The organism is Stenotrophomonas sp. YJH_SMC_135, assembly GCF_059372355.1.
In genome coordinates this window covers 274,637-301,032 of the sequence record NZ_JCAFVN010000004.1, presented here as the reverse complement: position 1 = coordinate 301,032, position 26,396 = coordinate 274,637, and the positions used below count along the sequence as shown (strand labels likewise).

General features: G+C 68.2%; 23 protein-coding genes. 16 read left to right on the top strand and 7 right to left on the bottom strand.

The window, feature by feature from the left end:
* Positions 1–17 precede the first annotated feature (17 nt).
* From AC5P98_RS16100 to AC5P98_RS16080, 5 genes are all read left to right on the top strand, one after another.
* Positions 18–1,220 (top strand): DesA family fatty acid desaturase, encoded by a 1,203-nt coding sequence (locus AC5P98_RS16100; RefSeq protein ID WP_014645436.1) that lies wholly within the window; start codon positions 18–20, stop codon positions 1,218–1,220.
* On the top strand, positions 1,217–1,549 hold the full coding sequence (locus AC5P98_RS16095; protein WP_014645437.1) for an EF-hand domain-containing protein: 333 nt from the start codon (positions 1,217–1,219) through the stop codon (positions 1,547–1,549). Before AC5P98_RS16100 ends, AC5P98_RS16095 begins: the two co-directional genes overlap by 4 nt.
* Positions 1,550–1,747: 198 nt before the next feature.
* Positions 1,748–2,566, top strand: coding sequence for a hypothetical protein (locus AC5P98_RS16090; RefSeq protein ID WP_014645438.1), 819 nt, complete (start codon positions 1,748–1,750; stop codon positions 2,564–2,566).
* A gap of 76 nt (positions 2,567–2,642) precedes the next feature.
* On the top strand, positions 2,643–3,455 hold the full coding sequence (mutM, locus tag AC5P98_RS16085) for a bifunctional DNA-formamidopyrimidine glycosylase/DNA-(apurinic or apyrimidinic site) lyase (RefSeq protein ID WP_014645439.1): 813 nt from the start codon (positions 2,643–2,645) through the stop codon (positions 3,453–3,455).
* 104 nt (positions 3,456–3,559) lie between these two features.
* Complete coding sequence (locus AC5P98_RS16080) at positions 3,560–5,164, top strand: OpgD/OpgG family glucan biosynthesis protein (RefSeq protein ID WP_014645440.1); 1,605 nt, start codon at positions 3,560–3,562, stop codon at positions 5,162–5,164.
* 525 nt (positions 5,165–5,689) lie between these two features.
* On the opposite strand, the gene AC5P98_RS16075 is transcribed toward AC5P98_RS16080, so the two are convergent.
* The 3 genes from AC5P98_RS16075 to AC5P98_RS16065 all read right to left on the bottom strand — a co-directional run bounded on the left by AC5P98_RS16075 (position 5,690) and on the right by AC5P98_RS16065 (position 7,759).
* Entirely contained in the window at positions 5,690–6,310 is a 621-nt protein-coding gene (locus tag AC5P98_RS16075; RefSeq protein ID WP_046427657.1) for a thymidine kinase, read from the bottom strand.
* A gap of 9 nt (positions 6,311–6,319) precedes the next feature.
* Entirely contained in the window at positions 6,320–6,889 is a 570-nt protein-coding gene (locus AC5P98_RS16070) for an SEL1-like repeat protein (RefSeq protein WP_014645442.1), read from the bottom strand.
* Positions 6,890–7,087: 198 nt separating this feature from the next.
* Complete coding sequence (locus AC5P98_RS16065; RefSeq protein WP_049404934.1) at positions 7,088–7,759, bottom strand: SEL1-like repeat protein; 672 nt, start codon at positions 7,757–7,759, stop codon at positions 7,088–7,090.
* A gap of 99 nt (positions 7,760–7,858) precedes the next feature.
* On the opposite strand from AC5P98_RS16065, the gene AC5P98_RS16060 reads away from it, so the two are divergent.
* Together AC5P98_RS16060 and AC5P98_RS16055 are read left to right on the top strand one after the other, a co-directional pair.
* Complete coding sequence (locus AC5P98_RS16060; protein WP_495230109.1) at positions 7,859–9,835, top strand: UvrD-helicase domain-containing protein; 1,977 nt, start codon at positions 7,859–7,861, stop codon at positions 9,833–9,835.
* 259 nt (positions 9,836–10,094) lie between these two features.
* On the top strand, positions 10,095–10,619 hold the full coding sequence (locus AC5P98_RS16055; protein ID WP_049408509.1) for a GNAT family N-acetyltransferase: 525 nt from the start codon (positions 10,095–10,097) through the stop codon (positions 10,617–10,619).
* A gap of 131 nt (positions 10,620–10,750) precedes the next feature.
* Here AC5P98_RS16055 and AC5P98_RS16050 read toward each other — a convergent pair whose 3' ends face one another.
* Positions 10,751–11,401 carry a YceH family protein gene (locus AC5P98_RS16050; RefSeq protein ID WP_046427683.1) on the bottom strand — a complete coding sequence of 217 codons (651 nt, stop codon included), beginning with the start codon at positions 11,399–11,401 and terminating at the stop codon, positions 10,751–10,753.
* 101 nt (positions 11,402–11,502) lie between these two features.
* Here AC5P98_RS16050 and AC5P98_RS16045 point away from each other — a divergent pair, with 101 nt between their 5' ends.
* The 5 genes from AC5P98_RS16045 (at position 11,503) to plsB (ending at position 18,094) form a co-directional block, all read left to right on the top strand.
* Positions 11,503–12,426 (top strand): 5'-nucleotidase, lipoprotein e(P4) family, encoded by a 924-nt coding sequence (locus AC5P98_RS16045; protein ID WP_049408507.1) that lies wholly within the window; start codon positions 11,503–11,505, stop codon positions 12,424–12,426.
* Entirely contained in the window at positions 12,423–13,148 is a 726-nt protein-coding gene (gene pyrF / locus AC5P98_RS16040) for an orotidine-5'-phosphate decarboxylase (protein ID WP_032962374.1), read from the top strand. Before AC5P98_RS16045 ends, pyrF begins: the two co-directional genes overlap by 4 nt.
* 218 nt (positions 13,149–13,366) lie before the next feature.
* Positions 13,367–14,188, top strand: a complete 822-nt coding sequence (locus tag AC5P98_RS16035; RefSeq protein ID WP_032962376.1) for a S1 family peptidase — start codon at positions 13,367–13,369, stop codon at positions 14,186–14,188.
* 316 nt (positions 14,189–14,504) lie between these two features.
* Positions 14,505–15,458 carry a hypothetical protein gene (locus AC5P98_RS16030; protein ID WP_014645453.1) on the top strand — a complete coding sequence of 318 codons (954 nt, stop codon included), beginning with the start codon at positions 14,505–14,507 and terminating at the stop codon, positions 15,456–15,458.
* Positions 15,458–18,094, top strand: a complete 2,637-nt coding sequence (gene plsB, locus AC5P98_RS16025) for a glycerol-3-phosphate 1-O-acyltransferase PlsB (protein ID WP_032962379.1) — start codon at positions 15,458–15,460, stop codon at positions 18,092–18,094. Before AC5P98_RS16030 ends, plsB begins: the two co-directional genes overlap by 1 nt.
* A gap of 100 nt (positions 18,095–18,194) precedes the next feature.
* Here plsB and AC5P98_RS16020 read toward each other — a convergent pair whose 3' ends face one another.
* Positions 18,195–18,398, bottom strand: coding sequence for a YdcH family protein (locus AC5P98_RS16020; protein ID WP_032962381.1), 204 nt, complete (start codon positions 18,396–18,398; stop codon positions 18,195–18,197).
* Positions 18,399–18,489: 91 nt separating this feature from the next.
* Here AC5P98_RS16020 and ttcA point away from each other — a divergent pair, with 91 nt between their 5' ends.
* Genes ttcA through AC5P98_RS16005 form a run of 3 tightly spaced genes read left to right on the top strand, consistent with a single transcriptional unit; the run spans position 18,490 to position 21,191 of the window.
* On the top strand, positions 18,490–19,410 hold the full coding sequence (gene ttcA, locus AC5P98_RS16015) for a tRNA 2-thiocytidine(32) synthetase TtcA (RefSeq protein ID WP_032962383.1): 921 nt from the start codon (positions 18,490–18,492) through the stop codon (positions 19,408–19,410).
* Between the two features lie 36 nt (positions 19,411–19,446).
* Positions 19,447–20,352: a recombination-associated protein RdgC gene (locus tag AC5P98_RS16010; protein ID WP_005411825.1), complete on the top strand. Its 906-nt coding sequence runs from the start codon at positions 19,447–19,449 to the stop codon at positions 20,350–20,352.
* 59 nt (positions 20,353–20,411) lie between these two features.
* Positions 20,412–21,191, top strand: a complete 780-nt coding sequence (locus AC5P98_RS16005; protein WP_032962385.1) for a M48 family metallopeptidase — start codon at positions 20,412–20,414, stop codon at positions 21,189–21,191.
* Positions 21,192–21,512: 321 nt separating this feature from the next.
* Here the strand turns inward: AC5P98_RS16005 and AC5P98_RS16000 are convergent, their stop codons facing one another.
* Positions 21,513–22,379, bottom strand: coding sequence for a methylglyoxal synthase (locus AC5P98_RS16000; RefSeq protein ID WP_049404244.1), 867 nt, complete (start codon positions 22,377–22,379; stop codon positions 21,513–21,515).
* A gap of 166 nt (positions 22,380–22,545) precedes the next feature.
* Here AC5P98_RS16000 and AC5P98_RS15995 point away from each other — a divergent pair, with 166 nt between their 5' ends.
* A complete protein-coding gene (locus tag AC5P98_RS15995; RefSeq protein WP_049404242.1) occupies positions 22,546–24,954 on the top strand; it encodes an ATP-binding protein in 2,409 nt (802 codons plus the stop codon).
* Here AC5P98_RS15995 and AC5P98_RS15990 read toward each other — a convergent pair.
* Positions 24,940–26,385, bottom strand: a complete 1,446-nt coding sequence (locus tag AC5P98_RS15990; protein WP_032962391.1) for an FAD-dependent oxidoreductase — start codon at positions 26,383–26,385, stop codon at positions 24,940–24,942. The two genes, AC5P98_RS15995 and AC5P98_RS15990, sit on opposite strands and share 15 nt — an antisense overlap.
* Between the last annotated feature and the right edge of the window lie 11 nt (positions 26,386–26,396).

Genomic DNA, 26,396 nt, shown 5'->3' with positions numbered 1-26,396 from the left:
CGATCCGGAGAGCCGTCATGCCTGATGCCCTGATGTCCCTGTTGACCGGTGGTGTGCTCGGCCTGGGGTGGTGGGCCATGCTGGCAGTGCTGCTGGTCTTCACCCAGATCACCATCTTCTCGGTGACCCTGTACCTGCACCGCAGCCAGGCCCATCGCGGGGTCGATTTCCACCCGGCGCTGGCCCACGTGTTCCGTTTCTGGCTGTGGCTGACCACCTCGATGATCACCCGCGAGTGGGTGGCCATCCATCGCAAGCACCACGCCAAGGTGGAGACCGAGGACGACCCGCACAGCCCGGTCACCCGCGGCATCGGCAGGGTGTTCTGGCACGGCGTGGAGCTGTACCGGGAGGCACGCGGCATGCGCGCGGACATCGAACAGTACGGGCGCGGTACCCCGGACGATGCGATCGAGCGCCACCTGTATACCCCGCACGCCACGCTGGGCCCGGTGCTGCTGCTGGTGATCAACAGCGTGCTGTTCGGCCTGCCCGGCGTGGCCCTGTGGGCGATCCAGATGGCATGGATCCCGTTCTGGGCGGCCGGCGTGGTCAACGGCCTGGGCCACTGGTGGGGCTACCGCAACTACGAGTCTGCCGATACCTCCACCAATCTCACGCCGTGGGGGTTCTGGATCGGTGGCGAGGAGCTGCACAACAACCACCATGCCTTCCCCAGCTCGGCGCGCTTCGCGATGCGGCGCTGGGAATTCGACATCGGCTGGAGTGCGATCCGCCTGCTGCAGGCGCTGCGCCTGGCCAAGGTGCTGCGGGTGGCACCGGCCATGGACGTGCGTCCGAACATCGCCGTGCCCGATGCCGAGACCCTTAAGGCGCTGCTGTCGCATCGCTTCCAGGCGATGACCGACTACCAGCGCAATGTGTTCATGCCGGCCCTGCGCGAGGAAGCCGCCCAGGCCGGAGCCAAGCTGCGCCGCCTGCTGCCGCGCCGGCTGCGCCGTGGACTGGTCAACGATGGTCGCTGGCTGAAGCCGGACAGCCGTGCCCAGCTCAGCGCATGGGTGGCACAGCGCCCGCGCATCCGCACCCTGGTTGAGTACCGCGCGCGGCTGGCGGCGTTGCTGGAAGCCCGAGGTCACGACGCCGCCGAGCGCCTGCACCAGTTGCAGGCGTGGTGCCGCGAGGCCGAGGAAAGCGGTATCGCGGCGTTGCAGGCCTACGCCGCACGCTTGAAGGGCTACAGCCTGGTGGGCGCGTGAGGGCAGGGTACGGGCTTCTGCTGGCGGCACTGCTGCCGGGCGCGGCGCTGGCCCAGGTCACCGACACCGCCAGCTATCTGCAGCGGATGGACAGCGATGGCGACGGCAGGGTCAGCGAGGCCGAGTACGTGCAGTGGATGCTGTATGCCTTCGACCGCATGGACCGCAACGGTGATGGTGTGCTGACGGCCGAGGAGCTGCCCGGTGGCAAGGGCAGGGCGATCAGCCGCGAGCAGCAGCGGCAGGTGATCGTGCAGCGCTTCCACAAGCAGGATGCCAACGGTGATGGTTTCCTGGATGCGCGCGAACTGGCGGCGCCTCCGCGCTAAAGATTCCCGGCGTGCTGCCGATGGTGGGTTCGACGCGATCCCGGGTACCGGTCGATCCGCACGGGTAAGGCGATCTGGCATGTCGACCGCGATGGATCGCGGTAGGGGGAAGGACATGGAAGGGAGTGCGGTGCCATTGCGATGATCGATGCCGAACGGAATCGCCTGCACTGGCCCGACACGACCCAAGGATCCCCCATGAAATCGAACCCACCCCTGCTGGCGGCCGCGCTGCTCGGCAGCCTCGTCATCGCCTCGCCTGTGCTGGCCAACGAGCCACCCCCGACCGCCCCGTCCGACACGGCGACGGCTGCAGACGTTCCCGCCGCTGATGCCGGCGTTGTCGCCGCCGTGGCGGAGCTGCCTGCCTGGGAAAGCCGGGTGCCGGTGAGCGTAAAGCTGCAGATGGGCGCGGATGGCCAGCCAGTCGGCGACAAGACGCTGCGCCTGGTGCAGCGTTCCACCACCGGCAAGCTGGTGGCCGCGCAGGTTGCCGTGTCATTGTTTTCCGGCACGCTCGGCGGCAGCTCGTTCAAGAAGGACCAGCTGAAGGGAACCCGGGTGGAGACCGTTCCGAACCCGGCCTTCGGTTACCTGCAGGACCAGGTGCGCATGCGCCTGGCCGAGTACTTCACCGCGCATCCGGGCGCCGTGCCGGCAGAGGTACGGCCGGTGCAGATCACCGCCGATGGCTTCACCCTGATCTACAAGGAACTGGGCGATGCCGATACCCAGTACGAGCTGCGCCAGACCCAGCACGTCGGCTTCCCGTATACCCGCAAGCTGTTGCGCCTGGTCGGTGGCGAAGGCGTGCAGTGCCAGGTCGACGCACCGGTGGCCGCACCCCTGGAAGCCTGGCAGGCCGACGACTATGCGTTGGTCAAGCAGACGGCCGAGCGCTACAGCGACCAGTGCCTGGCCCGGTTCGTGGAAACGCTGCCGTCGCTGTTCCCGGACCGTTCCGCCGCTGCGGCACCGGTTCCGGCGGAGCCTGTGCGCGCCGGCCAGGGCGCCTGACACCGGTCGATGCCGGGGATCATTCCCCGGCATCGACGGCCAGGTGCCGGCCGCAGAGCGGGGATAGAATCCCTGCATGCCTGAACTGCCCGAAGTCGAAACCACCCGCCGCGGCCTGGCGCCGCACCTGCAGGGCCGCCGCGTGCATGGCGTGATCCTGCGCCGCGCCGACCTGCGCTGGCCGATTCCACCGGAAGTGGCAGAGCTGCTGCCGGGGCAGCGCATCGAGGACATCCGCCGCCGCGCCAAGTACCTGCTGCTGGATACCGCCATCGGCAGCGCGGTGCTGCACCTGGGCATGTCCGGCAGCCTGCGCGTGCTGCCCGGTGACACACCGCTGCGCGCCCACGACCATGTGGATATCAGTCTGGACAACGGCCGCCTGCTGCGCTTCAACGACCCGCGCCGATTCGGCAGCCTGCTCTGGCAGCCCGCCGGTGAGATCCACCCGCTGCTGCAGGGGCTGGGCCCGGAGCCACTGGACGAGGGATTCGACGGCGACTACCTGTTTGCGCGCAGCCGTGGCCGCAGTGCGCCGGTGAAGACCTTCCTGATGGACCAGGCGGTGGTGGTGGGCGTGGGCAACATCTACGCCGCCGAGAGCCTGTTCAAGGCCGGCATCAGTCCGCTGCGCGAGGCTGGGAAGATCTCGCGCGAACGCTACCAGCGGCTGGCCGACGCGGTGAAGGAGATCCTGGGCTATGCCATCACCCGTGGCGGCACCACCCTCCGCGATTTCATCAGCCCCGATGGCGCGCCGGGCTACTTCGAACAGGAACTGCTGGTGTACGGCCGTGACGGGCTGCCCTGCCCGAACTGTGGCCGCGCGCTGAAGCACGCCACCATCGGCCAGCGCGCCAGCGTCTGGTGCAGCCACTGCCAGCGCTGAGCCGCTGCCAGCGGCAGCTGAACGGGCAGGGCGCGTCTCCGCTGCCCGTTAACGTTTGTCTGCCTATGATGGCCGACCTTCCTCCCTGTGCCTGACGCGCCTGCATGCAACGACGCGACTTCATCCGCAATGCCTCCCTCGCCCTGGCTGCATTCGGCCTGCCGTCCCTGCCCGCGTGCGCGGCCAGCAGGAGCGGCCAGATGGGCCTGCGCCGCCTCGGCCAGCCGCAACCGTTCGACTTCGCCACCCTGAAGGGCCAGGCGCGCGCGCTGGCGCAGGCGCCCTACAAGAGCCACAAGCGGGTGCTGCCGGGCCGTCTGGAAGGACTGGACTGGGACCAGTACCAGTCGATCGGCTACCGCCAGGACCATGCGCTGTGGGCCGACCAGCCCGGCAAGTTCCAGGCCAAGTTCTTCCACCTGGGCCTGTACTTCCATTCGCCGGTGCGCATGTTCGACGTGGTCGACGGCAAGGCGCAGGAGCTGGCCTATGACGGCGCGGCGTTCAACTACGGCAAGAGCGGCATCAAGGATGGCGAGCTGCCGGCCGACCTCGGCTTCGCCGGCTTCCGCCTGAACACCCGCAAGGACACTGACCGCGACTTCGCCGCGTTCCTCGGCGCCAGCTACTTCCGCGCGGTCGGCAAGGAAGGCCAGTACGGCCAGTCCGCGCGCGGCCTGGCGATCGACACCGGGATGGGCAAGCCGGAGGAATTCCCGGATTTCATCGCCTACTACCTGGAACAGCCATCGGCTGATTCGGACACGATCGTGGTCTACGGCCTGCTGGATTCACCCAGCGTGGCTGGCGCCTATCGCTTCGCGATCACCAATGGCGACGTGCTGCTGATGGACATCGACAGCGCGCTGTACCCGCGCAAGCCGATCGAGCGGCTCGGCATCGCACCGTGCACCAGCATGTACCAGGTGGGCGAGAACGACCGCCGCATGGCATGGGACTGGCGCCCGGAGATCCACGATACCGATGGCCTGTCGCTGTGGACCGGCGCTGGCGAATGGATCTGGCGGCCGCTGCTGAACCCGCGCAACCTGCGCTTCAACATGTTCGTGGACCGCAACCCGCGCGGCTTCGGCCTGCTGCAGCGCGACCGCAATTTCGACCATTACCAGGACGACGGCGTGTTCTACGAGAAGCGCCCGTGCCTGTGGGTGGAGCCGAAGGGCGAATGGGGCGAGGGCTCGGTGCAGCTGGTGGAGATTCCCACCGTGGACGAGACGTTCGACAACATCGTGGCGTTCTGGAACCCGAAGGAAAAGCCGCAGCCGGGCCAGGAGCTGCTGGTCGGCTACCGCCTGTACTGGGGCGCCGAACCGCCGGCGCGCCCGCCGCTGGCGCACTGCGTGGCCAGCCGCACCGGCCTGGGCGGTGTGGTCGGCAAGAAGCGCGAGTACTTCAGCTGGCGCTTCGCGGTGGACTTCGAAGGGGGCGAGCTGGCCAGCCTGATCGACAAGGGTGAGGTCGAGGCGGTGGTGGAAGCCAGCCGTGGCCGGGTCGAGATCGTGTCGGCGCGCCCGCTGCGCGAGATCAACGGCTATCGCGCGATGTTCGACCTGGTGCCGCCGGAAGGCAGTACCGAGCAGATCGACATCCGTCTGTTCCTGCGCAGTGGCGGCAAGACGCTTACGGAAACCTGGCTGTACCAGTACACCCCGCCGCCGGCGGGTGCGCCGGAGCGCACGCTGTACTAAGAGGGGGTTGGGTTTGCAGGGCTTGCAGCCCTGCACCTGCAGAGGCCAGAGCAACAGCAACAGCCGAAGCAGAAGCTGGTTTCCTGAGGGTAGGCGGGGTGGGTCCGGTGGCGGGAGACGCCGTAAACCCTTCCCTGGGGGCTTGGTCGCGGCATCCATGCCGCGGACACTCCCGCCACCGGACCCACCCCGCCTTCGACAGACCTCCGCGATCTGTCGGAATTGCTCATGGGGTCAGATCCGTTTTACGAAGGAAAACGGATCTGACCCCGGAATTTCATTCGATATCTGACAGATGTGTCGACCAAGGTCGACACCTACCAACAGCCGCGGCCAACTGTCAGAGGTGGGGCGGTGTCGGAGTGCGGGGTGTCAGCCGCATGGATGCGGCTGCCAAGCTTACAGGGACGTACTTGCAGCGTCCCCGCACTCCGACACCGCCCCGCCATCCCACGGAATGCCCGCTGTTGCCGTTGCTGTTGTCTCTGCAGGTGCAGGGCTGCAAGCCCTGCAAAAGAACACCCCTTACAGCGGCAGGGGTGCCTGCGCCGGATCGATCCGTCCTTCGCCGCGGGTGATCTTCTTGAACTCCGCACGGCTGACCGACACGTAGCGGTCGTTGCCACCGATCTCCACCTGCGGGCCATCCTGCACGGCGTGGCCATGCTCGTCCACGCGCACGGTCATGGTCGCCTTCTTGCCGCTGTGGCAGATGGTCTTGATCTCCTGCATCTCGTCGGCCCAGGCCAGCAGGTACTGGCTGCCTTCGAACAGCTCGCCGCGGAAGTCGGTACGCAGGCCGTAGCACAGCACCGGAATTCGCAGCTGGTCGACTACCTCGCTGAGCTGCCAGACCTGGCCGCGGGTCAGGAACTGCGCCTCGTCCACCAGCACGCAGCCCATCGGGCCGTTGGCCGCCAGATCCTGCTCCACCCAGCGCTCCAGGTCGGTATCGCGGTCGAAGGCCATGCCATCGGCGCGCAGGCCGATCCGCGAGGCGACCACGCCGGCGCCGGCGCGGTCGTCCAGGCGTGGGGTCAGGATCGCCACCCGCATGCCGCGCTCGCGGTAGTTGTGTGCGCTCTGCAGCAGGGTAGTGGTCTTGCCGGCGTTCATCGCCGAGTAGTAGAAGTAGAGCTTGGCCATCGGCCAATTCTAGTCGCCACCCGGCCCGCCGTCGCGGATCTGCTGCGGTGCACCGATCTCGATGCTGGGCGCAAGCGCTGGCCGCCAGTAGTTGTCCTGCAGGCACCAGTAGTCGGCGGCCTTCCAGTAGTCGTTGTCGTAGACGATGTTGCCTGGCGTTGCGATGCCCTGCTCGTCGCCGCGTCGCTGCACGACGACCAGGGCCGAGCTCACGTAGCCGACGCGGCTGCCGGTGATCTGCCGGCGCCCGTCGCTGAGCGCCCGTTCCATGCGGGGCTTGGCTACGCGGTCGCCATAGTCGGCGTATACCTGTTGGCCGCGCTCGATCGCCTGTGCCTGCTGCAGCGGATCAAGGCGTGCCCAGTAGTGTTCCCGCAGGACCAGGAAGTCGTGGTACATGCGCTCGGCGGCCAGGTCCATCCAGATGTAGGCCATCACCGGGTCCGGCGCAGTGCCGATACCCTCCTGGTACAGCCTTGCCACCATTGCCTGGGAGAACTTGTCGGCGTAGCGTGCCGAGCGTTTGTAGTAGACCAGGGCCCTGGCGGGCTGTTTATCCTGTTCGGCCCGTTGGGCCATGCTTCGCCAGAAGAGGTCCGGGTGCGAATCGAAAAACCCTCCGGTCAGGACGGTGGGCGGAATCCGTCGCGGGGCCTCAACCGGACATTCCTTTGCGGCGACGGCAGCGGCCGTCGACAGAAGCAGCAACAGGCAGAGTGGAGCGTGTTTCGCCTTCATGATCGCCCTCCTGGCCATGGCCATGGAAAAAAACCAACGTCATCGCCCCGACTTCGCCAACGCCTCGTCCTGCCATTGCCGGTAGGCCACCGGATCCCAGTAACGGGCCAGCTGGTGCTTCTCCGGTTGCAGCACGCGCGGCCCGGCATCGCCGCGGCCCTGGCTGCGCATGGCGCCGCTCCAGCCGGCGCGGCTGCCGGTCTGCTGCATGCTGCCGGCGCGCAGTTCGCGTTCCAGCCGCGGTGTGGCGGCGGGGTCACCGAACTCGGCGTACAGCGCGCGGCCCTCGCGCACCGCGCGCTCGCGTTCGTCGGCGGACAGCGCCTCCCAGAAGCGTTCGCGCTGCACCACCAGCCACTCGGTGCCGCGCTCGGCCGCCAGGTCCATCCACGCGTAGCCCAGGGCGCGGTCGGCCGGGCCGCCTTGCCCGTTCCAGAGCATGTCGGCCAGCGCTGCCTGTGACAGCTTGTCGCCGTAGCGCGCGGCATTGCGGAAGTCGATGCGGGCTTCTTCGTGGCGGCCCCGTTCGCGGGCCTGCATGCCGAGCCCACGGAAGCGCAGGTCCGGATGGTAGATGAGGAACTCGTGCGACTGCAGCACGATCGCTTCATAGGCATCCGTGCGCGGCGGCGGGCCGGACCCGGCCGCAGGCAGGGCCAGCAGGCCGAGCAGGGCGGCCGCAAGCGGGCGGGCGATGACAGTCGGGGACATGGACCACGCTCCTGTGTTCCGGTGCCGATTCAATACCTTACGGGCGGGCGCCATGCAAGTCAGGTGGGCCTGCCGGCACCCCGCTACAATCCTGTCCCCATGCACGGTCTGAATCCTCCCCAAGCTGCCGCGGTCCTGCACGTCGAAGGCCCGTTGCTGGTGCTCGCCGGCGCCGGCAGCGGCAAGACGCGCGTGATCGTGGAGAAGATTGCCCACCTGATCGGCTGTGGCCGCTACCCGGCCCGCCGCATCGCCGCGATCACCTTCACCAACAAGTCGGCCAAGGAAATGCGCGAGCGTGTGGCCAAGCGCCTGCGCGAGCAGGACGCCGACGAGGTGACCATCTGTACCTTCCATGCGCTGGGCCTGAAGTTCCTGCAGATCGAACATGCCGCCGTGGGCCTGAAGCGCGGTTTCTCGATCTTCGATGCCGATGATGCCGCCGCGCAGATCAAGGACCTGATGTACGGCGCCAAGCCCGATGACATCGAGGACATGAAGAACCTGGTGTCGCGCGCGAAGAACGCTGGCCTGTCGCCCGAACAGGCGATGGCCGCCGCGCGCAGCAACCGCGAGAAGGAAGCGGCCAGCGTCTACGAGCGCTACCAGCTGCGGCTGACCGCGTTCAATGCGGTCGACTTCGACGACCTGATCCGCCTGCCGGTGCAGATCCTGGAAGAGAACCCGGAGATCGCGCTGGCCTGGCGCGAACGCATCGGCTACCTGCTGGTGGACGAATGCCAGGACACCAACGACGCACAGTACCGCCTGCTCAAGCAGCTGGCCGGCGAGAAGGGCAATTTCACCTGCGTGGGCGACGATGACCAGTCGATCTACGCCTGGCGCGGCGCCAACCCGGAAAACCTGCAGCAGATGGGGCGTGATTACCCCGCGCTGGAAATCATCAAGCTGGAGCAGAATTACCGCTGCTCCAACCGCGTGCTGCGTGCGGCCAATGCGCTGATCGCCAACAACCCGCATGAGCACCTGAAGAAGCTGTGGAGCGACCAGGCCGACGGCGAACGCATCCGTGTTTGGGAATGCCGCAACAGCGAACATGAAGCGGAGAAGGTCGCCGCCGAGATCGCCTTCGTGGCGCAATCGCGCAACGTGCCGTGGAGTGACTTCTGCATCCTGTTCCGCGGCAACTTCCAGTCGCGCCCGCTGGAAAAGGCGCTGCAGCTGCTGCGCATTCCCTATCACCTGACCGGCGGCACCATGTTCCTGGAGCGCCAGGAAGTGAAGGACACGCTGGCGTGGCTGCGCCTGCTGGTGAACCCGGACGACGACACCGCGTTCATGCGTGCGGTGCAGTCACCCAAGCGCGATGTCGGTGCCGGCACGCTGGCCAGGCTGGCCGAACTGGCGCAGGAGAAAGACATGCCGATGGCGCAGGCCGCCGAGGCGATCGGCGCCCTGCAGCAGTTGCCGCCGCGTGCGGCCAACAGCCTGGCGCGTTTCACCGACATCCTGCGCGACCTGCGTGCGCAGATGCGCCAGGTCAGTTCCGGCGACATGATCCGCAAGGTGGCCAAGGAGTCCGGCCTGCTCAGCGAGCTTCGCCAGCAGGCCAAGGAAGAAGTCAGTTACCAGCGCCGTGCCAACAACATCGAGGAACTGGCGCAGTGGTTCGAGGGCGGCCCGCGCGGTGCCACTGCGGCCGACCTGGCCGGACAGCTGGCGCTGCTGTCGCGCAGCGACAAGGATGAGGGCGGCAACCAGGTGCGCATGATGACCATGCATGCCTCCAAGGGCCTGGAGTTCCCGTACGTGTTCATCGTCGGCTGCGAGGACGGCGTGCTGCCGCACCAGGTCAGCCTGGACGAGGGCAACCTGCAGGAAGAACGTCGCCTGCTGTACGTGGGCATCACCCGCGCCAAGATCCAGCTGTGGATGAGTTACAGCAAGCTCACGCGCAAGTTTGGCGAGCACGTGCGGCTGAAGCCGAGCCGGTTCTTCGATGAGATCCCGGCCGAGGAGATCCAGCGCGATGGTGCGGACCCGGTGGCCGATGCGGCGCGGAAGAAGGAGCGGGCGAGTGCCGGGTTGGCGGCGATCGAGGCGTTGTTCGACTGATCGGCGAACGGCGCAGCCCCTCGTGGTTGGCGCCGTTCGCAATGCACTCGTGGGGGCCGGGCGGGTGGGCCGGTCGGGACACGCCGTAAACCCATCCATGGGGGCTCGGCCGCGGCATCCATGCCGCAGACGGTCCCGCCCAGCCCACCCACCCGGCCTCTGACAGTTTCCGTGCGCGCCAGCCACGGAAAAGAAAAAGAAAATCAAAAGCAGCAGCCGGGGTTGAGGCAGAATCGGGGTTTCGGCTGGAGGTCCACCTGTGCAACCGATCGAGAGTGAACGCCTGCGCCTGCGTGCGGTCGAACCTGATCGCGATGCGGAGCCGATGCTGGCGCTGTTGAACGATCCGGGTTTCCTGCGCTTCATCGGCGACCGTGATGTGCGCAGTGAGGCGCAGGCGCGGGAGTACATCGCGCTGCGGGTACTGCACAGCTATGCGTTGAACGGGTTCGGCATGTATGCCATCGAGCGCTTGTCCGATGGTGCCTGGCTGGGCAACGCCGGGCTGGTGCGGCGTGATGGCCTGCCGGGGCCGGATATCGGCTATGCGGTGCTTTCGGAATTTGCCGGGCAGGGCTATGCCGGCGAGGCGGCGCGGGCGGTGTTCGCGCATGCACGCGGAGCGCTGGGCCTGCACGATCTGTATGGCATCACCGACCTGGACAACGTGGTGTCCGGAAAGATCCTGCTGGGCCTGGGCATGCAGGAACGCGGGGTGATCCAGCTGCCGGGCGTGGACAGCCCGAGCCGGCTGTATGCCACGCCGGGCGCGGCCGAGGTTTGATCATGATGGGTGCCGACAGTTGGTCTGCACTGCATCGGCAGGACATCCGGTAGTGCCGGCCGCTGGCCGGCAACCCGGGATAGCACTGGGGTCAGAGCCCGCCTTGCGGGATCCGACCCCAGTAGATTGCTTCAGACGCGCAGTTCGGCCAGCTGTGCCTGCAGCTCGGCCACGGCCGCTTCCAGCTGGGCCACGCGCTCGGCCAGGCCCGGGTCGGCCGCATCGCTGCTGCCGCTGCTGCTGGCGTACTTCGCCGCCAGCGCCGCGCCATCCACTTCACCGCACAGCAGGTGCATGTAGCGGTCTTCGCGCTGGCCACTGGCACGCGGCAGCACCACCAGCAGGGCACGCTGCTGCAGGCGCTCGATGGCATGGCGGGCTTCGTCGGTGTCGGCGAAGCGGTGCAGGCGCTCGCTGCGCGTGACCAGCTCGCCCAGCGTCTGTGGACCGCGCAGCAGCAGCAGCGCCAGCAGCACGGTCTGCTGCCGGGTCAGGTCCAGCGCGGCCTGCAGGCGGTGTTCGTAGCGATCGGCGCGCGAGGAGAAGTGCTGGCGGGCCAGGCCCAACGCCTCCAGCTGGCGCAGCGCGTGCTGCACGCTACCAGCGTCCACGTTCATCACCGGCTCGCGCGCGGTCTTCTGGTTGGCCGCCGATTGGGCGGCGTTGACCGTCAGCGGGTAGGTGTCCGGGGTGGTCGCCTCCTTCTCCACCAGGCAGCCCAGCAGGCGGGCCTGCACGGCGTCGAGCAGGGGGACGTCAGGGGTCTGGGCGGAATCGGTCATGGCGGCCTCCGGAAGGGCAACGGGTCAACCGCCAAGCATAGCCGTCCCGGGGCCGGCTTTGCCGGTAAAATGCGCCGGTATATCTGATTGCCGGTGAATCCATGCGTCGTCCCGTTTCCCTGTCCCTGATCCTGCTCGCCACTGCGGCGCTGGGCCTGTCCGCCTGCAAGCGCGTGGAGGCGCCCGCCGCCGAAGCCGCGGCCCCGCAGGCGCCCGCCGCCGCCGCCAAGGCCGACGGCGCGCTCGATGCCACCGCCAACGACAACCTCAACGCAGTGCTGTGGATGCAGCGCGCGCAGGAGTACAGGGCGATCACCGAGCAGACCTACCGCGCCGCCGCCGACCACCTGGATGCGGCGTTGAAGGAAGCCCACTGGGATGCGCTGGTGCCGGAAGAGCGCGGCAACGACGCCAAGGGCCTGAAGCCGGCCGTGGTGCTGGACGTGGACGAGACCGTGCTGGACAACTCGCCCTACCAGGCGCGCCTGGTGCGCGACGGCAAGGAATACGACGAACTGACCTGGGACCAGTGGGTAGCCGAAAAGAAGGCCAAGGCGATCCCGGGCGTGGTCGACTTCGCCAAGGCCGCCAATGCCAAGGGCGTGACCCTGCTCTACATCTCCAACCGCGCCGTGCACCTGAAGGACGCGACCCTGGCCAACCTGCGCGAGCAGGGCCTGCCGGTGGCCGACGACAGCGTGTTCCTTGGCCTGGGCACGGTGGTGCCGGGCTGCGAGCAGGCCGGCAGCGAGAAGAACTGCCGCCGCCGCCTGGCAGGGCAGAAGTACCGCGTGCTGATGCAGTTCGGCGACCAGCTGGGTGACTTCGTCGAAGTGACCGCCAACACCAACGACGGCCGTGACGCGCTGCTGCAGCAGTACCACGACTGGTTCGGCGAGCGCTGGTGGATGCTGCCGAACCCGACCTACGGCGGCTTCGAGCCGGCGCAGTTCAACAACGACTACAGCCAGTCGCGCCAGGCCCGCCACGACGCCAAGCGCGCCGCCCTGGACTACGCCCCGTGAGCCGCGCACCGCTGCCGTTGCGCGCCGATGAGCGCCTGATCTTCGCGCTGGACGTGCCTGATCGCGTGCAGGCACTGGACTGGGTCGATCGCCTTGGTGACAGCGTGGCGTTCTACAAGATCGGCATGGAACTGCTCGCCTCCGGCGAGTACTTCCAGGTGCTGGATGAGCTGGCCCGCCGCGACAAGCGCGTGTTCGTCGACCTGAAGTTCTTCGACATCCCGGCGACCGCTGCAGCGGTGATCAAGCGCCTGTCGCAGTGGCCGGTCAGCTACGCCACCATCCATGGCTGGCACCCGGCGATGATGGAGGCCTGCGCGGCCGCCAACAGCAGCGACATGCGGCTGCTGGCGGTGACCGTGCTGACCTCGATGGGGCGCGCCGATCTGGCGCAGATGGGCGTCGACCGCGAGCCGGTGGACGTGGTGGTCGAACGCGCGTTGGCCGCCCAGGCAGCGGGCGTCGATGGCGTGATCGCCTCGGGCCAGGAGGCTGCACCGATCCGTGCCGCGACCGGTAGCGGGTTCTCGATCGTCTGTCCGGGCATCCGTCCCGGTGGTCCGGTCGGCGATGACCAGAAGCGCACCGTTGGCGTGGCCCAGGCCTTCGCCGATGGCGCCGACGCCATCGTGGTCGGACGCCCGATCCGCCTGGCGGCTGATCCGCAGGCCGCTGCGCGGGCAATCCAGCAGGAAATCGCGTCGGCTCTGGCTGCACGCTGAGCCCACCGCTGACGCCGGTCACGCCGGCACCACGAACGCCATTCCGATCCATGCGGGATGGCGTTCGCAATTGTTGGCCTGCGACTGTCGCAGGCAGCGCATTGCACCGAAACTGTGCGCGCGTTCGCGCTGCAGGCTTCATCCCTGCTTCCCAATCGATGCACCGGCGCGGACCGCGGCCGCGCCGGTTCCAACCATTGATAGAGGAGTACAGGGATATGTATCGCAGCACCTCTTTGTTCATCGGCCTGTTGTTGGCCGCGTCCGCCGTACCCGCCTTCGCTGCGCCACAGGTGCGCGAAGCACCGCGCATCATCGGCGGTGAAGCAGCGCCGGCTGGCGAGTACCCGTTCATGGTCAGCATCCAGGGCATCTTCGACGGCGATTCGGATCATGACCGCCACTTCTGCGGGGGCACCCTCATCTCGCCTTCGTGGGTGCTGACCGCCGCGCACTGCATGCAGGGGGAAGCGCCGGGCGGCATCGCCGTCGTCGGCAACGCGGCGGCCCTGTCCACCGAAGCCTCGCCCCGCGCCTCCAACGTCAAGGCGATCCACGTCCATCCGGCATTCAACAGCGGCAACTCGCTGGAGCACGACGTGGCCCTGATCCAGCTCAACGCCCCCCTGGACGGTGCACAGCCGGTGGCGCTGCGGCTGCGGCCCGACGCCAGTTATCTCAAGCCGGGCCGCGAATTCACCGTGATCGGCTGGGGCGACACCGACATCGGCGATGGCCGGGTCTACCCGACCCAGCTGCAGACCGTGCAGGTGCCGTTCGTGGCATTCGATGAATGCCAGCAGGCCTACGGCGGGGAACTGTCGCGCGGCAAGGTGATCTGCGCCGGCCGCGAGGGCATCGACAGCTGCCAGGGGGACTCCGGCGGGCCGCTGCTGCTGCGCCTGCGTGAGGGCTGGACCCAGTTCGGCATCGTCAGCTGGGGCGAGGGCTGCGCGCTGGCCGGCTATCCGGGGATTTATGCCCGAATCGCCGAAAAACACGCCGTAGATTTCATTGAATCCGTCTGGCAGCACGATTGATTCAATAAAATCAAATACATATATGGCATTACGTGAAGTGTTGCCTTAACTTGAAGGGCAGCGTAGGATCGCCGCCATCCGGTCCTCGGACCGGACATGTGCCACAACACTGTCCTCCGGCCCCGTGCCGGTTTGAAGAGCCTGTGATCCCCGTGATCCGGGCTCTTTTTTTATCCCGCTGGTGGTTCTGGGGTCAGATCCCTTCTGCCTGCCGGCAGAAGGGCTCTGACCCCCTTGGTTGGAAACGTGACCGCACGGCTTGCCGCTGTCACGTCGCAGGCCGCAAGATGCGGGCCGGTCCGGGGAGTCCGAGTGCATGAGCGTGGCGGTGCGAGGAAGGTCTGCGCGTGGATGGGGGCTGGCGGCGATGCTGCTGCTGGCCGTTGCGGCATGCCGCGAGTCTGTGAACGATCCGGCCAGGCCGGCGGCCGAGCCGGTGGCTGCGGTGCAGGCGATGGCGTTGCGCCTGGCCGAGGATGATCTGGTCGGCTACGCAAAGCTGTCGGTACCGCCAGGCCAGTATCAGCGGCTGCAGCAGGCCTGGGCGGAGGGACATAGCCAGTGGCCGCTGACCGAGCTGCCGCTGGGGGACCAGCTGCTGCCGATGCTGGCCGCGCTGCGCAAGCCCGATGCCAGCACCGAACTGCAGCGCAGCTTCGACCGCCAGCTGGCCGGCCAGGCCAGCGCCGTGCGCCAGGCCGCGCAGTCGATGGGCAATTTCGGGGTGCAGTACCTGCGCCATCAGAAGGGCTACACGCCCGGCCAGCAGGCCCATTACATCGCCCTGGTCGAAACCCTTGCCGTTTGGGCGCAGGGCGCGCCGATCAGTGACCGCGCCCGTGCACGCAGCACCATCGCCGCGCTGGTCGGCGCGGCCGGCAAGGTCGGCTTCGATGACGAGGCTGGCCTGCAGGCGGCTGGCATGGAGGGCAGCCTGCAGCAGCTGGCGCCGTTCATCCACACCCTCAAGGCGGTGCTTGGCAGCTACGGGCTGGGCGTGGATGACGCGCTTCGCAGCGTACGGGGCGAGCTGCTCTCGGTGGAAGGCGACAATGCGCTGGTACGCCTGCACTACGACCTGGCCGGCCGCGAGATGAGCCTGCAGCTGCCACTGAGCCGGCGCGAGGGCCACTGGTACCTGACCCGTACCCTGGCCGACACCGACGCGCTGCTGCGCAAGGCCGACGCGGCCCGCGCGGCTGCGTCGCCGGCAGCCGCTGAAGCCCCCGCCGAAGGTGGGGAAGCGGCAACGCCGCCGCCTAAGCCATAATGGCGCCGATGTCGAAACAGAACCCGCTGCCGTTCCCCGGCGAAGAATCCCAGTCGACGCCCGCCGATACGGTGCCGGCGTCCCCCTCGACCGGTACCGGCCCGAACCCGGTACCGCCGCCCGCGCACGCGCGTCCGGCCGGCCGCCGCCCGCTGTGGGCTCGCCTGCTCGGCCGCCTGGTCGAGCCGTGGCTGTCGCTGAAGATCGAACCGGAAGACCCGGGCCAGTACAACGATGGCCGCCCTGTGATGTACGTGCTGGAAGACTACGGCCTGTCCAACGCGCTGATCCTGGACAAGGCCTGCCGCCAGGCCGGCCTGCCGTCGCCGCTGGTGCCGCTGGCCGGTGACCCGACCGGCCGCAAGCGCGCCTACCTGGCGCTGTCGCGGCGCAGCTCCAGCAACTCGCTGATTCCCGAGCAGCGCGGCGCCAAGACCCACTCCGACTCGCTGGCCAAGGTCCTGCAGGCGCACCGCGTTCGCGATGACCTGGACGTGCACCTGGTGCCGGTGTCGATCTTCGTCGGCCGCGCCCCGGACAAGCAGAGCGGTTGGTTCGCGGTGCTGTTCTCGGAAAACTGGGCACTGGTCGGCCGCTTCCGTCGCCTGCTGGCGGTGCTGCTCAACGGCCGCAGCACCATCGTCCGCTTCGCCCCGCCGATCTCCCTGCGCAACACCGTCGATGAAGGCCTGGAGCCGGAGCGCACGGTGCGCAAGCTGCAGCGCGTGCTGCGTACGCACTTCCGACGCATCCGTGAATCGGTGATCGGCCCCGACCTGTCGACCCGGCGCCTGCTGGTGGACCAGGTGCTGGCCGCCGAGCCGGTACGCGAAGCGATCGCCGCACAGGCCAAGCGCGACAACTCAAAGCCGGCCGATGCCTGGAAGAAGGCACACGCCTACGCCTGGGAAATCGCTGCGGACTATTCCAGCCCGGTAGTGCGCTCGGCCAGCTTCATGCTCAGCCACGTGTGGAACCGCATCTATGCGGGCGTGCTGGTGCACCACCTGGACAAGTTCAAGGCCGCCGCGCCGGGGCACGAAGTGGTCTACGTGCCCAGCCACCGCAGCCACATGGACTACCTGCTGCTGTCCTACCTGCTGTACGACCGTGGCATCGTGCCGCCGCACATCGTGGCCGGCATCAACCTGAACCTGCCGGTGGTCGGCACCCTGCTGCGCAAGGGCGGTGCATTCTTCATCCGCCGCTCGATCCGTGGCAACGCGCTGTACTCGGCGGTGCTCAGCGAATACGTCGCGCAGCTGGTGGCCGGCGGCTACTCGCTGGAGTACTTCGTCGAAGGCGGCCGCTCGCGTACCGGCCGGCTGCTGCAGCCCAAGGGCGGCATGATCTCGATGACGCTGCGCGCGTTCCTGCGCCAGCCGCGCAAGCCGGTGCTGTTCCAGCCCATCTACATCGGCTACGAGAAGCTGATGGAAGGCGGCAGCTACCTGGACGAACTGTCCGGCCGGCCGAAGGAGAAGGAATCGATCTGGTCGCTGCTGTGGGGCATCCCCAAGGTGCTCAAGCAGAACTACGGCCAGGTGGTGGTGAACTTCGGCGAGCCGATCGCGCTGAACGACGTGCTGGCCGAGAAGGCGCCGGAGTGGAAGGGCGAGGCGGTGTCCGAGGACGAAAAGCCGGCCTGGCTGTCGACCACGGTGGACACGCTGGCCGAACGCATCCAGGTGCGCATCAATGGCGCCGCCGACGTCAACCCGATCAACCTGCTGGCGCTGGCCCTGCTGTCCACGCCGAAGCACGCGATGGGCGAGGCCGACCTGATCGCGCAGATCGAACTGTGCAAGACCCTGCTGGTCGAGATGCCGTACTCGGACCGGGTGACGGTGACGCCGCACTCGCCGGAGCGGATCATCGCCCACGCCGAGGAAATCAACGTCCTCACCCGCATCAAGCACCCGCTGGGCGATGTGCTCAGCGTCAGTGGCGACACCGCAGTGCTGCTGAGCTACTTCCGCAACAACGTGGTGCACCTGTTCACCGCCTCGTCGTGGGTGGCCTGCTGCTTCCAGAACAACCGCCGCATGAGCCGCACCGGCCTGGTCCAGCTGGGCCGTACGGTGTACCCGTTCCTCCAGGCCGAGCTGTTCCTGCCGTGGAGCGAGGACGAGTTCGCCCAGCGAATCGACCGGACCATCGATGTGTTCGTGCGCGAGGGCCTGCTGCAGAACGTCAACGATGACGACGGCGGCATCCTGGCGCGCAATACCGGGCAGACCGACGAGGTGTTCCGCCTGCGCGCGATCGGCCATTCGCTGCAGCAGGCGTTCGAGCGCTATTACATTGCCATCTCGGTGCTGGTGAAGAACGGCCCGGGCGTGCTCGGCGCTGCCGAGCTGGAAAGCCTGTGCCAGCAGGCCGCGCAGCGGCTGAGCCTGCTCTATGCGCCGGCCGCGCCGGAGTTCTTCGACAAGTCCCTGTTCCGTGGCTTCATCCAGAAGCTGCGCGAACTGCGCCTGGTGTGGCCGGACGAGAACAGCAAGCTGCTGTTCGACGAGCGCCTGGATGCCTGGGCCAAGGATGCCAAGTTCATCCTGGGCCGTGAGCTGCGCCACACCATCGAACGGGTCAGCCCGGAAGCGGCCCGCCCGGACGAGCCTGCGCCGCAGGATTGAAGGCAGCGCCGGGTCCTGCCCGGCGAACGGCATGCCAACCAAGGTTGGCATCTACCGGGGCGAAGCAGTAGGTCCACGCCATGCGTGGATGGGCCACCGCTCAGGCCGGCTCGTCGGGAATCTGCAGGCTTTCCAGCCTGGCGATGCAGTCCTTCAGCTGCAGCTTGCGCCGCTTCAGGCGCTTGGACTCCAGCTCGTCCTCGCCGTTGGCGGCCATGCGGGTGATCTGTTCATCCAGCAGGCGGTGCTCGGCGCGCAGGGCGACGAGGCGCTCGACGATCTCGGCGGGGCTGTAGGTGTCCACAGCCTCCGAGCATACACAGCGATGATGACCGCCGGGAGAGGGGAATCCCGATCCCCGGCCGGGGCGGCTCCGAGCCGTTAGAATGGAACCCATGAGTGCCGTGATTTCCCTTCCCGATCCCCCACCGCGCGCCGCCCGCGATCCGCGCGTGGCCGAGCGCGAGCAGCACAAGCTGGCCAAGCGCCTGCGCCGCCAGGTCGGCGAGGCGATTGCCGACTTCGGCATGATCGAGGCCGGCGACAAGGTCATGGTGTGCCTGTCCGGCGGCAAGGACAGCTACACCCTGCTGGACGTGCTGCTGCAGCTGCAGAAGAAGGCGCCAGTGCCGTTCGAGCTGGTGGCGGTGAACCTGGACCAGAAGCAGCCGGACTTCCCCGAGCACGTGCTGCCGGAATACCTGGCAGGCCTGGGCGTGCCGTACCACATCATCGAGCAGGACACCTATTCGGTGGTCAGCCGGGTCATCCCGGAAGGCAAGACCATGTGTTCGCTGTGCTCGCGCCTGCGTCGTGGCGCGCTGTACAACTACGCCGAGACCCACGGCTTCACCAAGATCGCGCTGGGCCACCACCGCGACGACATGGTGGCCACGTTCTTCATGAACCTGTTCCACCACGCCAAGCTGTCGGGCATGCCGCCGAAGCTGCGCAGCGACGACGGCAGGCACGTGGTGATCCGGCCGCTGGCCTACGTGCGCGAGAGTGACATCGTCGAGTACGCGCAGGCACGCCGGTTCCCGATCATTCCCTGCAACCTGTGCGGCAGCCAGGAGAACCTGCAGCGCCGCCAGGTCGGCCTGATGCTGAAGCAATGGGAAAAGGACCACCCGGGCCGCATCGAGCAGATCGCGCGCGCCATGGGTGAAGTCCGGCCCTCGCAGCTGGCCGACACCACCCTGTTCGACTTCATGGCGCTGGGCCGTCGCGACGACGCGCCGCTGCCCGACGCCCATGCCTGGCTGGCCGGCTCCCCGGCCGACGCCGACGCAGATCCCGAGACGCCCACCGTTTAAGGTCGGGCGCCCTTCCTCTTCGCCATCCGGAATTCCATGTTCTTTCGCAACCTGACGTTCTTCCGTTTCCCGACCACCACCGATTTTTCCGAAGTCGACACCCTGCTGCCGCACGCCCTGCTGAAGCCGGTCGGCGCGCTGGAAATGAATTCGCGCGGCTTCATCTCGCCGTTCGGCCGCGAGGAGAAGGAACTGCTCTCCCACCGCATCGCCGAACACCTGTGGCTGACCGTGGGCGGCGAGGACAAGATCCTGCCGGCGGCGGTGGTCAACGACCTGCTCGAGCGCAAGCTGGAGGAGATCGAGGAGAAGGAAGGCCGCCGCCCGGGTGGCCGCGAGCGCAAGCGGATGAAGGACGACCTGCTGCATGAACTGCTGCCGCGCGCCTTCGTGAAGTCCTCGCGCAATGATGCCTTCATCGACCTGCAGCACGGCTACGTGGCGGTGGATACCTCCAGCCGCAAGACCGGCGAGTACTTCATGTCCGACATCCGCGGCCTGCTCGGCAGCTTCCCGGCGATGCCGCTGAACGCCGAAGTCGCACCGCGTTCGATCCTGACCGGCTGGATCGCCGGCGAGCCGCTGCCGACCGGGCTGAGCCTGGGCGAAGAGTGCGAGATGAAGGATCCGGTGGAAGGCGGCGCCGTGGTCAAGTGCCAGCACCAGGAACTGCGCTGCGACGAGATCGACAAGCACCTGGACGCCGGCAAGCAGGTGACCAAGCTGGCGCTGATCTTCGAGGACAACCTGTCCTTCGTGATCGGCGACGACCTGATCGTGCGCAAGCTGAAGTTCCTCGACGGCGCACTGGACCAGCTGGAGCATGCCGACGAAGACGGCCGCCGCGCCGAGTTCGACGCCCGCTTCGCCCTGCAGAGCGCCGAGATCCGCCGCCTGTTCCTGTTGCTGGAAGAAGCGTTCAAGCTCAGCAAGGCTGACTGAACAGGCACCCTGTGGGCCGCCGGTCATCCGGCGGCCCGAAGCAGCGCTATGCTGGGCGCATGAGCCGTCTGCTGCGCCGCCTGATCAGCCCGACCCCGCCCGCTACCGTGCAGCGCGACACCGTTCGCCTGCGCCTGGAGGATGCCGAGATCGAGGTGCTGCGCGTGCGCGATCCGCGCGCGCGCCGGATCAAGCTGAGCGTGGACGAGCGCGGCGCACGGTTGACGCTGCCGCCGCGGGCCAGCCTGGTGATGGGCGAGCGATTCCTGGAACAGCACCGCGACTGGTTGGCGCTGCAGCTGCGCCAGTACCAGAGCCAGGGCCTGCCCGCCCCGTTGCAGCCGGGCGAGGACGGCGTGCTGCCACTGCGTGGCGACCTGTTGCCGCTGCGCTGGCAGGAAGGCCGCTATGCGCGGCTGGAGATCGACGAACACGGCGCCTGCGTGCAGTGGCCGACCCGTGCCGGCGATGCCACCCTGCGTCGCCTGCTGCGCGAGTTCTACGAAGCACAGACCCGCGCCGATGTCGGCCGCTGGCTGCCGAAGTACCTGCCCACCCTGCCACGTGCACCCAGCCGCCTGCGGCTGAAGGTGATGTCTTCGCAGTGGGGCTCGCTGGCGCCGGATGGCAGCATGGCACTGGACCTGGCACTGGTGCTGGGGCGCCCTGAAGCATTCGAGTATGTGCTGGTGCACGAACTCTGCCACCTGATCCAGCCGAATCATTCGCCCGCGTTCTGGCACGAAGTGGAACAACGTTTCCCCGCGTGGCGCGAGCAGCGCGACTACTTCCAGCTGGAAGGGCGCAGGCTGAAGGCGATGCTTCGCCAGCTGCTGTAGAGCCGATGCTCGGCTGACGCGCGTGGCGCGGATATCCAGCCCTCGCGATCGACAGCAGCCGAGCATGGCTCGGCTCTACAAAAGCGCGCGCAGCGCGCGACCCGCTCCTGCTCTTCCTTCTTCCTTCCGTGATGGGCACACAGGAAACTGTCCGTGGCCGGGCGGGGTGGGTTGCGCAGGGGCGTGAGCCGCATGGATGCGGCGACCGAGCTTACAAAGGACGTACTTGCAGCGACCCCTGCGCAATCCACCCCGCCCGGCCGAGCACGGCTCCTGATTTGAACGACCCACCACGAGGGGCTCAGCCGTTGGCCGAAACCCTCACCCCGCCCGCAACGCCGCCGCTGCCGCCCAGCGTGCCGCCACCCGCGGCGCCGTGATGCACACCGCCTGGTCGGTCACCGTCGTCACCGCGCGCTCCAGCAGCTGGATATCGGCCTCGTGCTGGCGTGCCACATGCGGGTCCTCGAAGAAGATCGCGCGCTGGCAGCGCCCCTCCAGCACCCGGTCGGCAATCTGTGCATCGCCGCCCATCGGGCCACTCTGGTAACGCGTCACCCACGGCGTATCGCTGGGCCAACCCCGGCTCCAGGCCAGCTCGTTCAAGCGCTGCCCGGTGGTGCCCGTCGCAACGCGTTGGCCAAACCGGGCCAGCACATCGAAGTACTCGTCAGCGAAGGCCAGCATCGCCGGCTTCATCGCATCATGCGCGATCAGCGCCAGCGTCTGCCCCTGGAAGGCATGCAGGTCGTCGGCACCGGTGTCGGCAGCCAGCCCGGCGTGGATGCGCTCCACCTCGATCCAGTCGCGTGCAGTGGCCACGGTCGAAATGAACGGCTTGCCGTGGATCACACACTGCCGCTTGAGCGCGGTTGCTTCCGGAAACACCGAGGACGGATCGACCGGGTCGATCAGGTAGATCGCACCGTCCAGTGTCCGCTCCGGCCCCATGCCGACCACTTCGGCCACCAGCTTCATCAGGCCTCCCTCGCGGCCGTAGGGATACCGGTGCAGGCCGCCGTAGCCGGCCAGGAATCCCTGCCGTTCGATCGCATCGTGGGTGCGCCCGACCGCATGCAGTGACGCCCCCAGTTCGCGCAGGCCTGCCTCGCTGGCACGCAGCCAGCGGAACAGCGCCGCGCGCGCATCGTGGTGATGGAGACGGTTGGCGGCCAGGCCGATACGCATCGAGCGCTCCGTAGGACGGGTAGAAGCGGCAGTGTATGTCGGCATTCGCCGATGCGGATGCTTTTCCAATTTTTCTCATTGTCGCGGAAGCCTGCCTCGCTAGCGTGGCTGGCAGCGGTACCGCTGCGCGGCCGTGGTTCCTGCCCGCGAAATGAGGACGTCTACCGTGAATGTCGCCGGCCGCCGCGCCGTCGCCGCCGTCATGGCATCGCTGTTGCTGCCCGGCATCGCCGCTGCATCCGGTTGTACGGGCCCCCTGCAGGTGGCATGGCGCTCCGACCGGCCGCCCCTGTCATACAGCCAGCAGGGCGAGGTTGCGGGACTGGCCGCGGATTACCTGCCGCTGCTGGGCATGCAGGCGGCGCAGCATGCGAAGCCGTTGCCTGCGACGGTACTTACCGAGGGAGCACTGCCGGCCGGCACCCAGGTGCTGCTGGGCTGGCCGCGCGCACAGCTGCCGACAGGCTGGGTGGCCAGCAGGGCCTACCTGGAGGTGCCGCAGGTGATCGTGCGGCGCGAGGGCGCCGCTGCGGTGCTGGGGCTGGAGGGCCTGCGTGGCCGCAGCGTGGCCAGCCCGGACCGGCTGCCGCTGGAGCCATTGCTGGCCGAGCAGGCCCCGGGGGCGCAGCTGCTGGCCCCTGCGCCGCTGGACCACGCGCTGTCACTGCTGCGTGCCGGGCTGGTCGACGCCGTGGTCGCCAATCTCGCTGAACTGGAGGCCGCGCTCCGCGCGGAGCCAGGTGATGCTGTGGTGATCGCGGCACCCGCAGGCTTCGGCGATGCACTGGTACTCGCGGCCGTGCCGGCCTGTGCCGAGGTGGTCGCTGCTTTCGACCAGCGGCTCCTGAAGGAGAGCGATGCACATCGCGCGTCGAGCCGCAGCGCCTGGCTGCCGGACCGGCCACGCGCGCGGCTCACCGGTTCGGCGCTGCGCTGGCTGGTGCCGGCGTCGCTGATCCTGCTCGCGCTCGTGCTGCTGCATGCCTTCGGCTACTGGCGCGTGCATCGCGAGAGCGTGCGTCGCCGCGTGCTGGAGCAGCGGTTGCACGACGTCACCGCGAACCTGCCGGCGGTGGTCTACCAGGCCCGCCGTTCGGCAACCGGCCACTACAGCCTGGCGCAGATCGCCGGTGACGTGCAGGCGTTGTTCGGCGTAAGCGTGGAGACTGCGCGGATCGACCATCTGCAACTGCTGGCCGCGATGCATGCCGACGACCGCAGCCGGGTGATGGCGTGCATCGAAGCGGCCGCGCTGGTGCGCGGTCCCATCGACGTTACGTTCCGCACCCGGTCGGCGCAGGGCTGGCGCTGGGTCCGCTCACAGGGACGACCGCTGCAGTGCGATGACAGCAGCGTGGAGTGGAGCGGCTACTGGTTGGATGTCAGTGAAGCACAGGCGCGTGCAGTAGCGCTGGCCGAGGCGCGCCGCGCGGCCGAGCAGGCGGCGCTGGCCAAGAGCCATTTCCTGGCGACCATGAGCCACCAGATCCGCACGCCGATGAGTACCCTGCTGGGCATGCTGGAGCGATTGGCTGCCAGTGACCTGGATGCGGGCCAGCGGCAGGTGCTGACCACCGTGGGTGATGCCGCGCAGATGCTGCGGCAGATCCTGGACGATGTGCTGCACAGCCAGCGCCTGCAGCCAGCGCCACTGCAGCTGCGGCCGACCGATCTTGCGGCGCTGGTGCGCGCGGTGCAGCAGCTGTTGATGCCCGTCGCGGCCAGCCGCGGCCTGCACCTGCACAGCGAGATCGACCCCATGCTGCAGCAGTGGTCGCTGGCCGATGGGCTGCGCCTGCGCCAGGTCCTGTTCAACCTGGCCGGTAATGCACTCAAGTTCACTCTGCAGGGAAGCGTGGTGCTGCAGGCCCATGTGCTGCAGCAGCGCGATGGCGGGCAGCGGTTGCGCCTGCAGGTGACCGATACGGGCGTGGGCATCAGCATGGAGCGGCAACAGGCGGTATTCGCTGCCTACGAGCAGGCCGAGACCTCGACCACGCGCCGCTTTGGTGGCAGTGGGCTGGGCCTGTCGATCTGCCGCGAGCTGGCGGCATCGATGGGGGGCCAGCTGCACCTGCGCAGCGCGCCGGGCAAGGGAACCACCGTATGGCTGGAACTGGTGCTGGCGGCCTGTGCGGCACCGACGGTGGTACCGGTGCTCACGACGGCCGTGCAACGGCCGCTGCCGCCGGCGCGGGCACTGGTTGTTGAAGACCATCCGACCAACCTGCAGTTGCTGGTACAGCGCCTGCGCGAGCTGGGGCTGCAGGTACACGCCTGCGACGACGGCCAGCAGGCATGGGAGGCCTGGCAGGCGCAGCCCTTTGATCTGGTCATCACCGACTGCCATATGCCGCACATGGACGGCTTCGCGCTGGCACGGGCGATCCGTGGCGATACCTGCACCATCCGTGCGCAGGTGCCGATCGTCGCGCTGACTGCCAGTGTGCTGGAACGCACACGCGAGGCCTGCCGTGATGCGGGCATCGACCATTTCCTGGCCAAGCCGGTGGCGCCGTGCGAACTGCGCGCGCTGCTGGAGGAGCTGCTGTTGCCGGACTCAGTGCGCCAGTAGGCGGACGATGCTGGCAGCGGCGTCGCGGCCTTCGGCCACGGCGGTCACCACCAGGTCTGCACCGCGTACCGCGTCGCCACCGGCGAACAGGCGTGGATGCGCGGTCTGGAACGGCAGGCGGTCCTTGCCCCCGGCGACGATGCGGCCGTTGGGCTGGCCTTCCACCCCCAGGTCCGCCAGCCACGCCGGCACGCTCGGCGAGAAGCCGAAGGCGATGATCACCACGTCCGCTTCCAGCAGGGATTCACTGCCTTCGATCGGCACGGCGTTCTGGCGGCCATTGGCATCGGGTTCGCCCAGCCGGGTTTCGACCACGGTCACGCCGATCACTTCATCGTCGGCGCCGGCTTCGATCGACAGCGGTTGGCGGTTGAACAGGAAGCGCACGCCCTCTTCGCGCGCATTGGCCACTTCGCGAGCGCTGCCGGGCATGTTGGCTTCGTCGCGCCGGTAGGCGCAGGTGACCTTGGCCGCGCCGAGGCGCACCGCGCTGCGCACGCAGTCCATGCCGGTATCGCCACCACCGAGCACCACCACCCGCTTGCCGTTGAGGTCGGGCAGGGCGATGGTGTCTTCCCAGCCGGCAATCGGCCGGCCCTTCGGGTCATCGCCGCCGACGATGCGGCTGTTCTGCACCAGGAACGGCAGCGCCGGCAGCACGCCCTTCAGGTCCTGGCCGTCGAGGCCACCATCGGTGTAGCGGTAGGCGCCGGTACCGATGAACACCGCATCGTGGGTGTCCAGCAGCTGCTGCACGCTGAGGTCGCGGCCGATCTCCACGCCGAGGCGGAACTGCACGCCCATGCCCTCCAGCACGTCGCGGCGCCGGTGGATCACGTCCTTGTCCAGCTTGAAGCTGGGAATGCCGAACTGCAGCAGGCCGCCGATCTGCTCGTAGCGGTCATAGACCACCGCGGCAATGCCGGCGCGGGCCAGGCGGTCGGCGCAGGCCAGGCCGGCGGGACCGGCCCCGATCACCGCCACGCTGCGGCCGGTCGGCTGCACCGCGCCCAGGTCAGGGCGCCAGCCGCTGGCCAGCGCGGTATCGACGATGTATTTCTCCACCGCACCGATGGTGACCGCACCGAACTCTTCCAGCGTGCAGCTGCCCTCGCACAGGCGATCCTGCGGGCAGACCCGGCCGCACACCTCCGGCAGCGGGTTGGTGCTGTGGCACAGCGTGGCGGCTTCGTGGATGCGGTTCTCCTGCACCAGCTGCAGCCACTGCGGAATGGCGTTGTGCACCGGGCACTTCCAGCTGCAGTACGGGTTGCCGCAGTCCAGGCAGCGGCCCGCCTGGTACTGGGCGTCCTCCTTGCCGAACTTTCCGTACAGCTCGCCCCAGTCGCCGGACGTGCGCAGTTCCACCGGGATGCGCTGCGGCATGGTGCGGGGCAGGTCGAGGAACTGGAAGGCGTGCTTGCGGCTCATGGCGGGCTCTG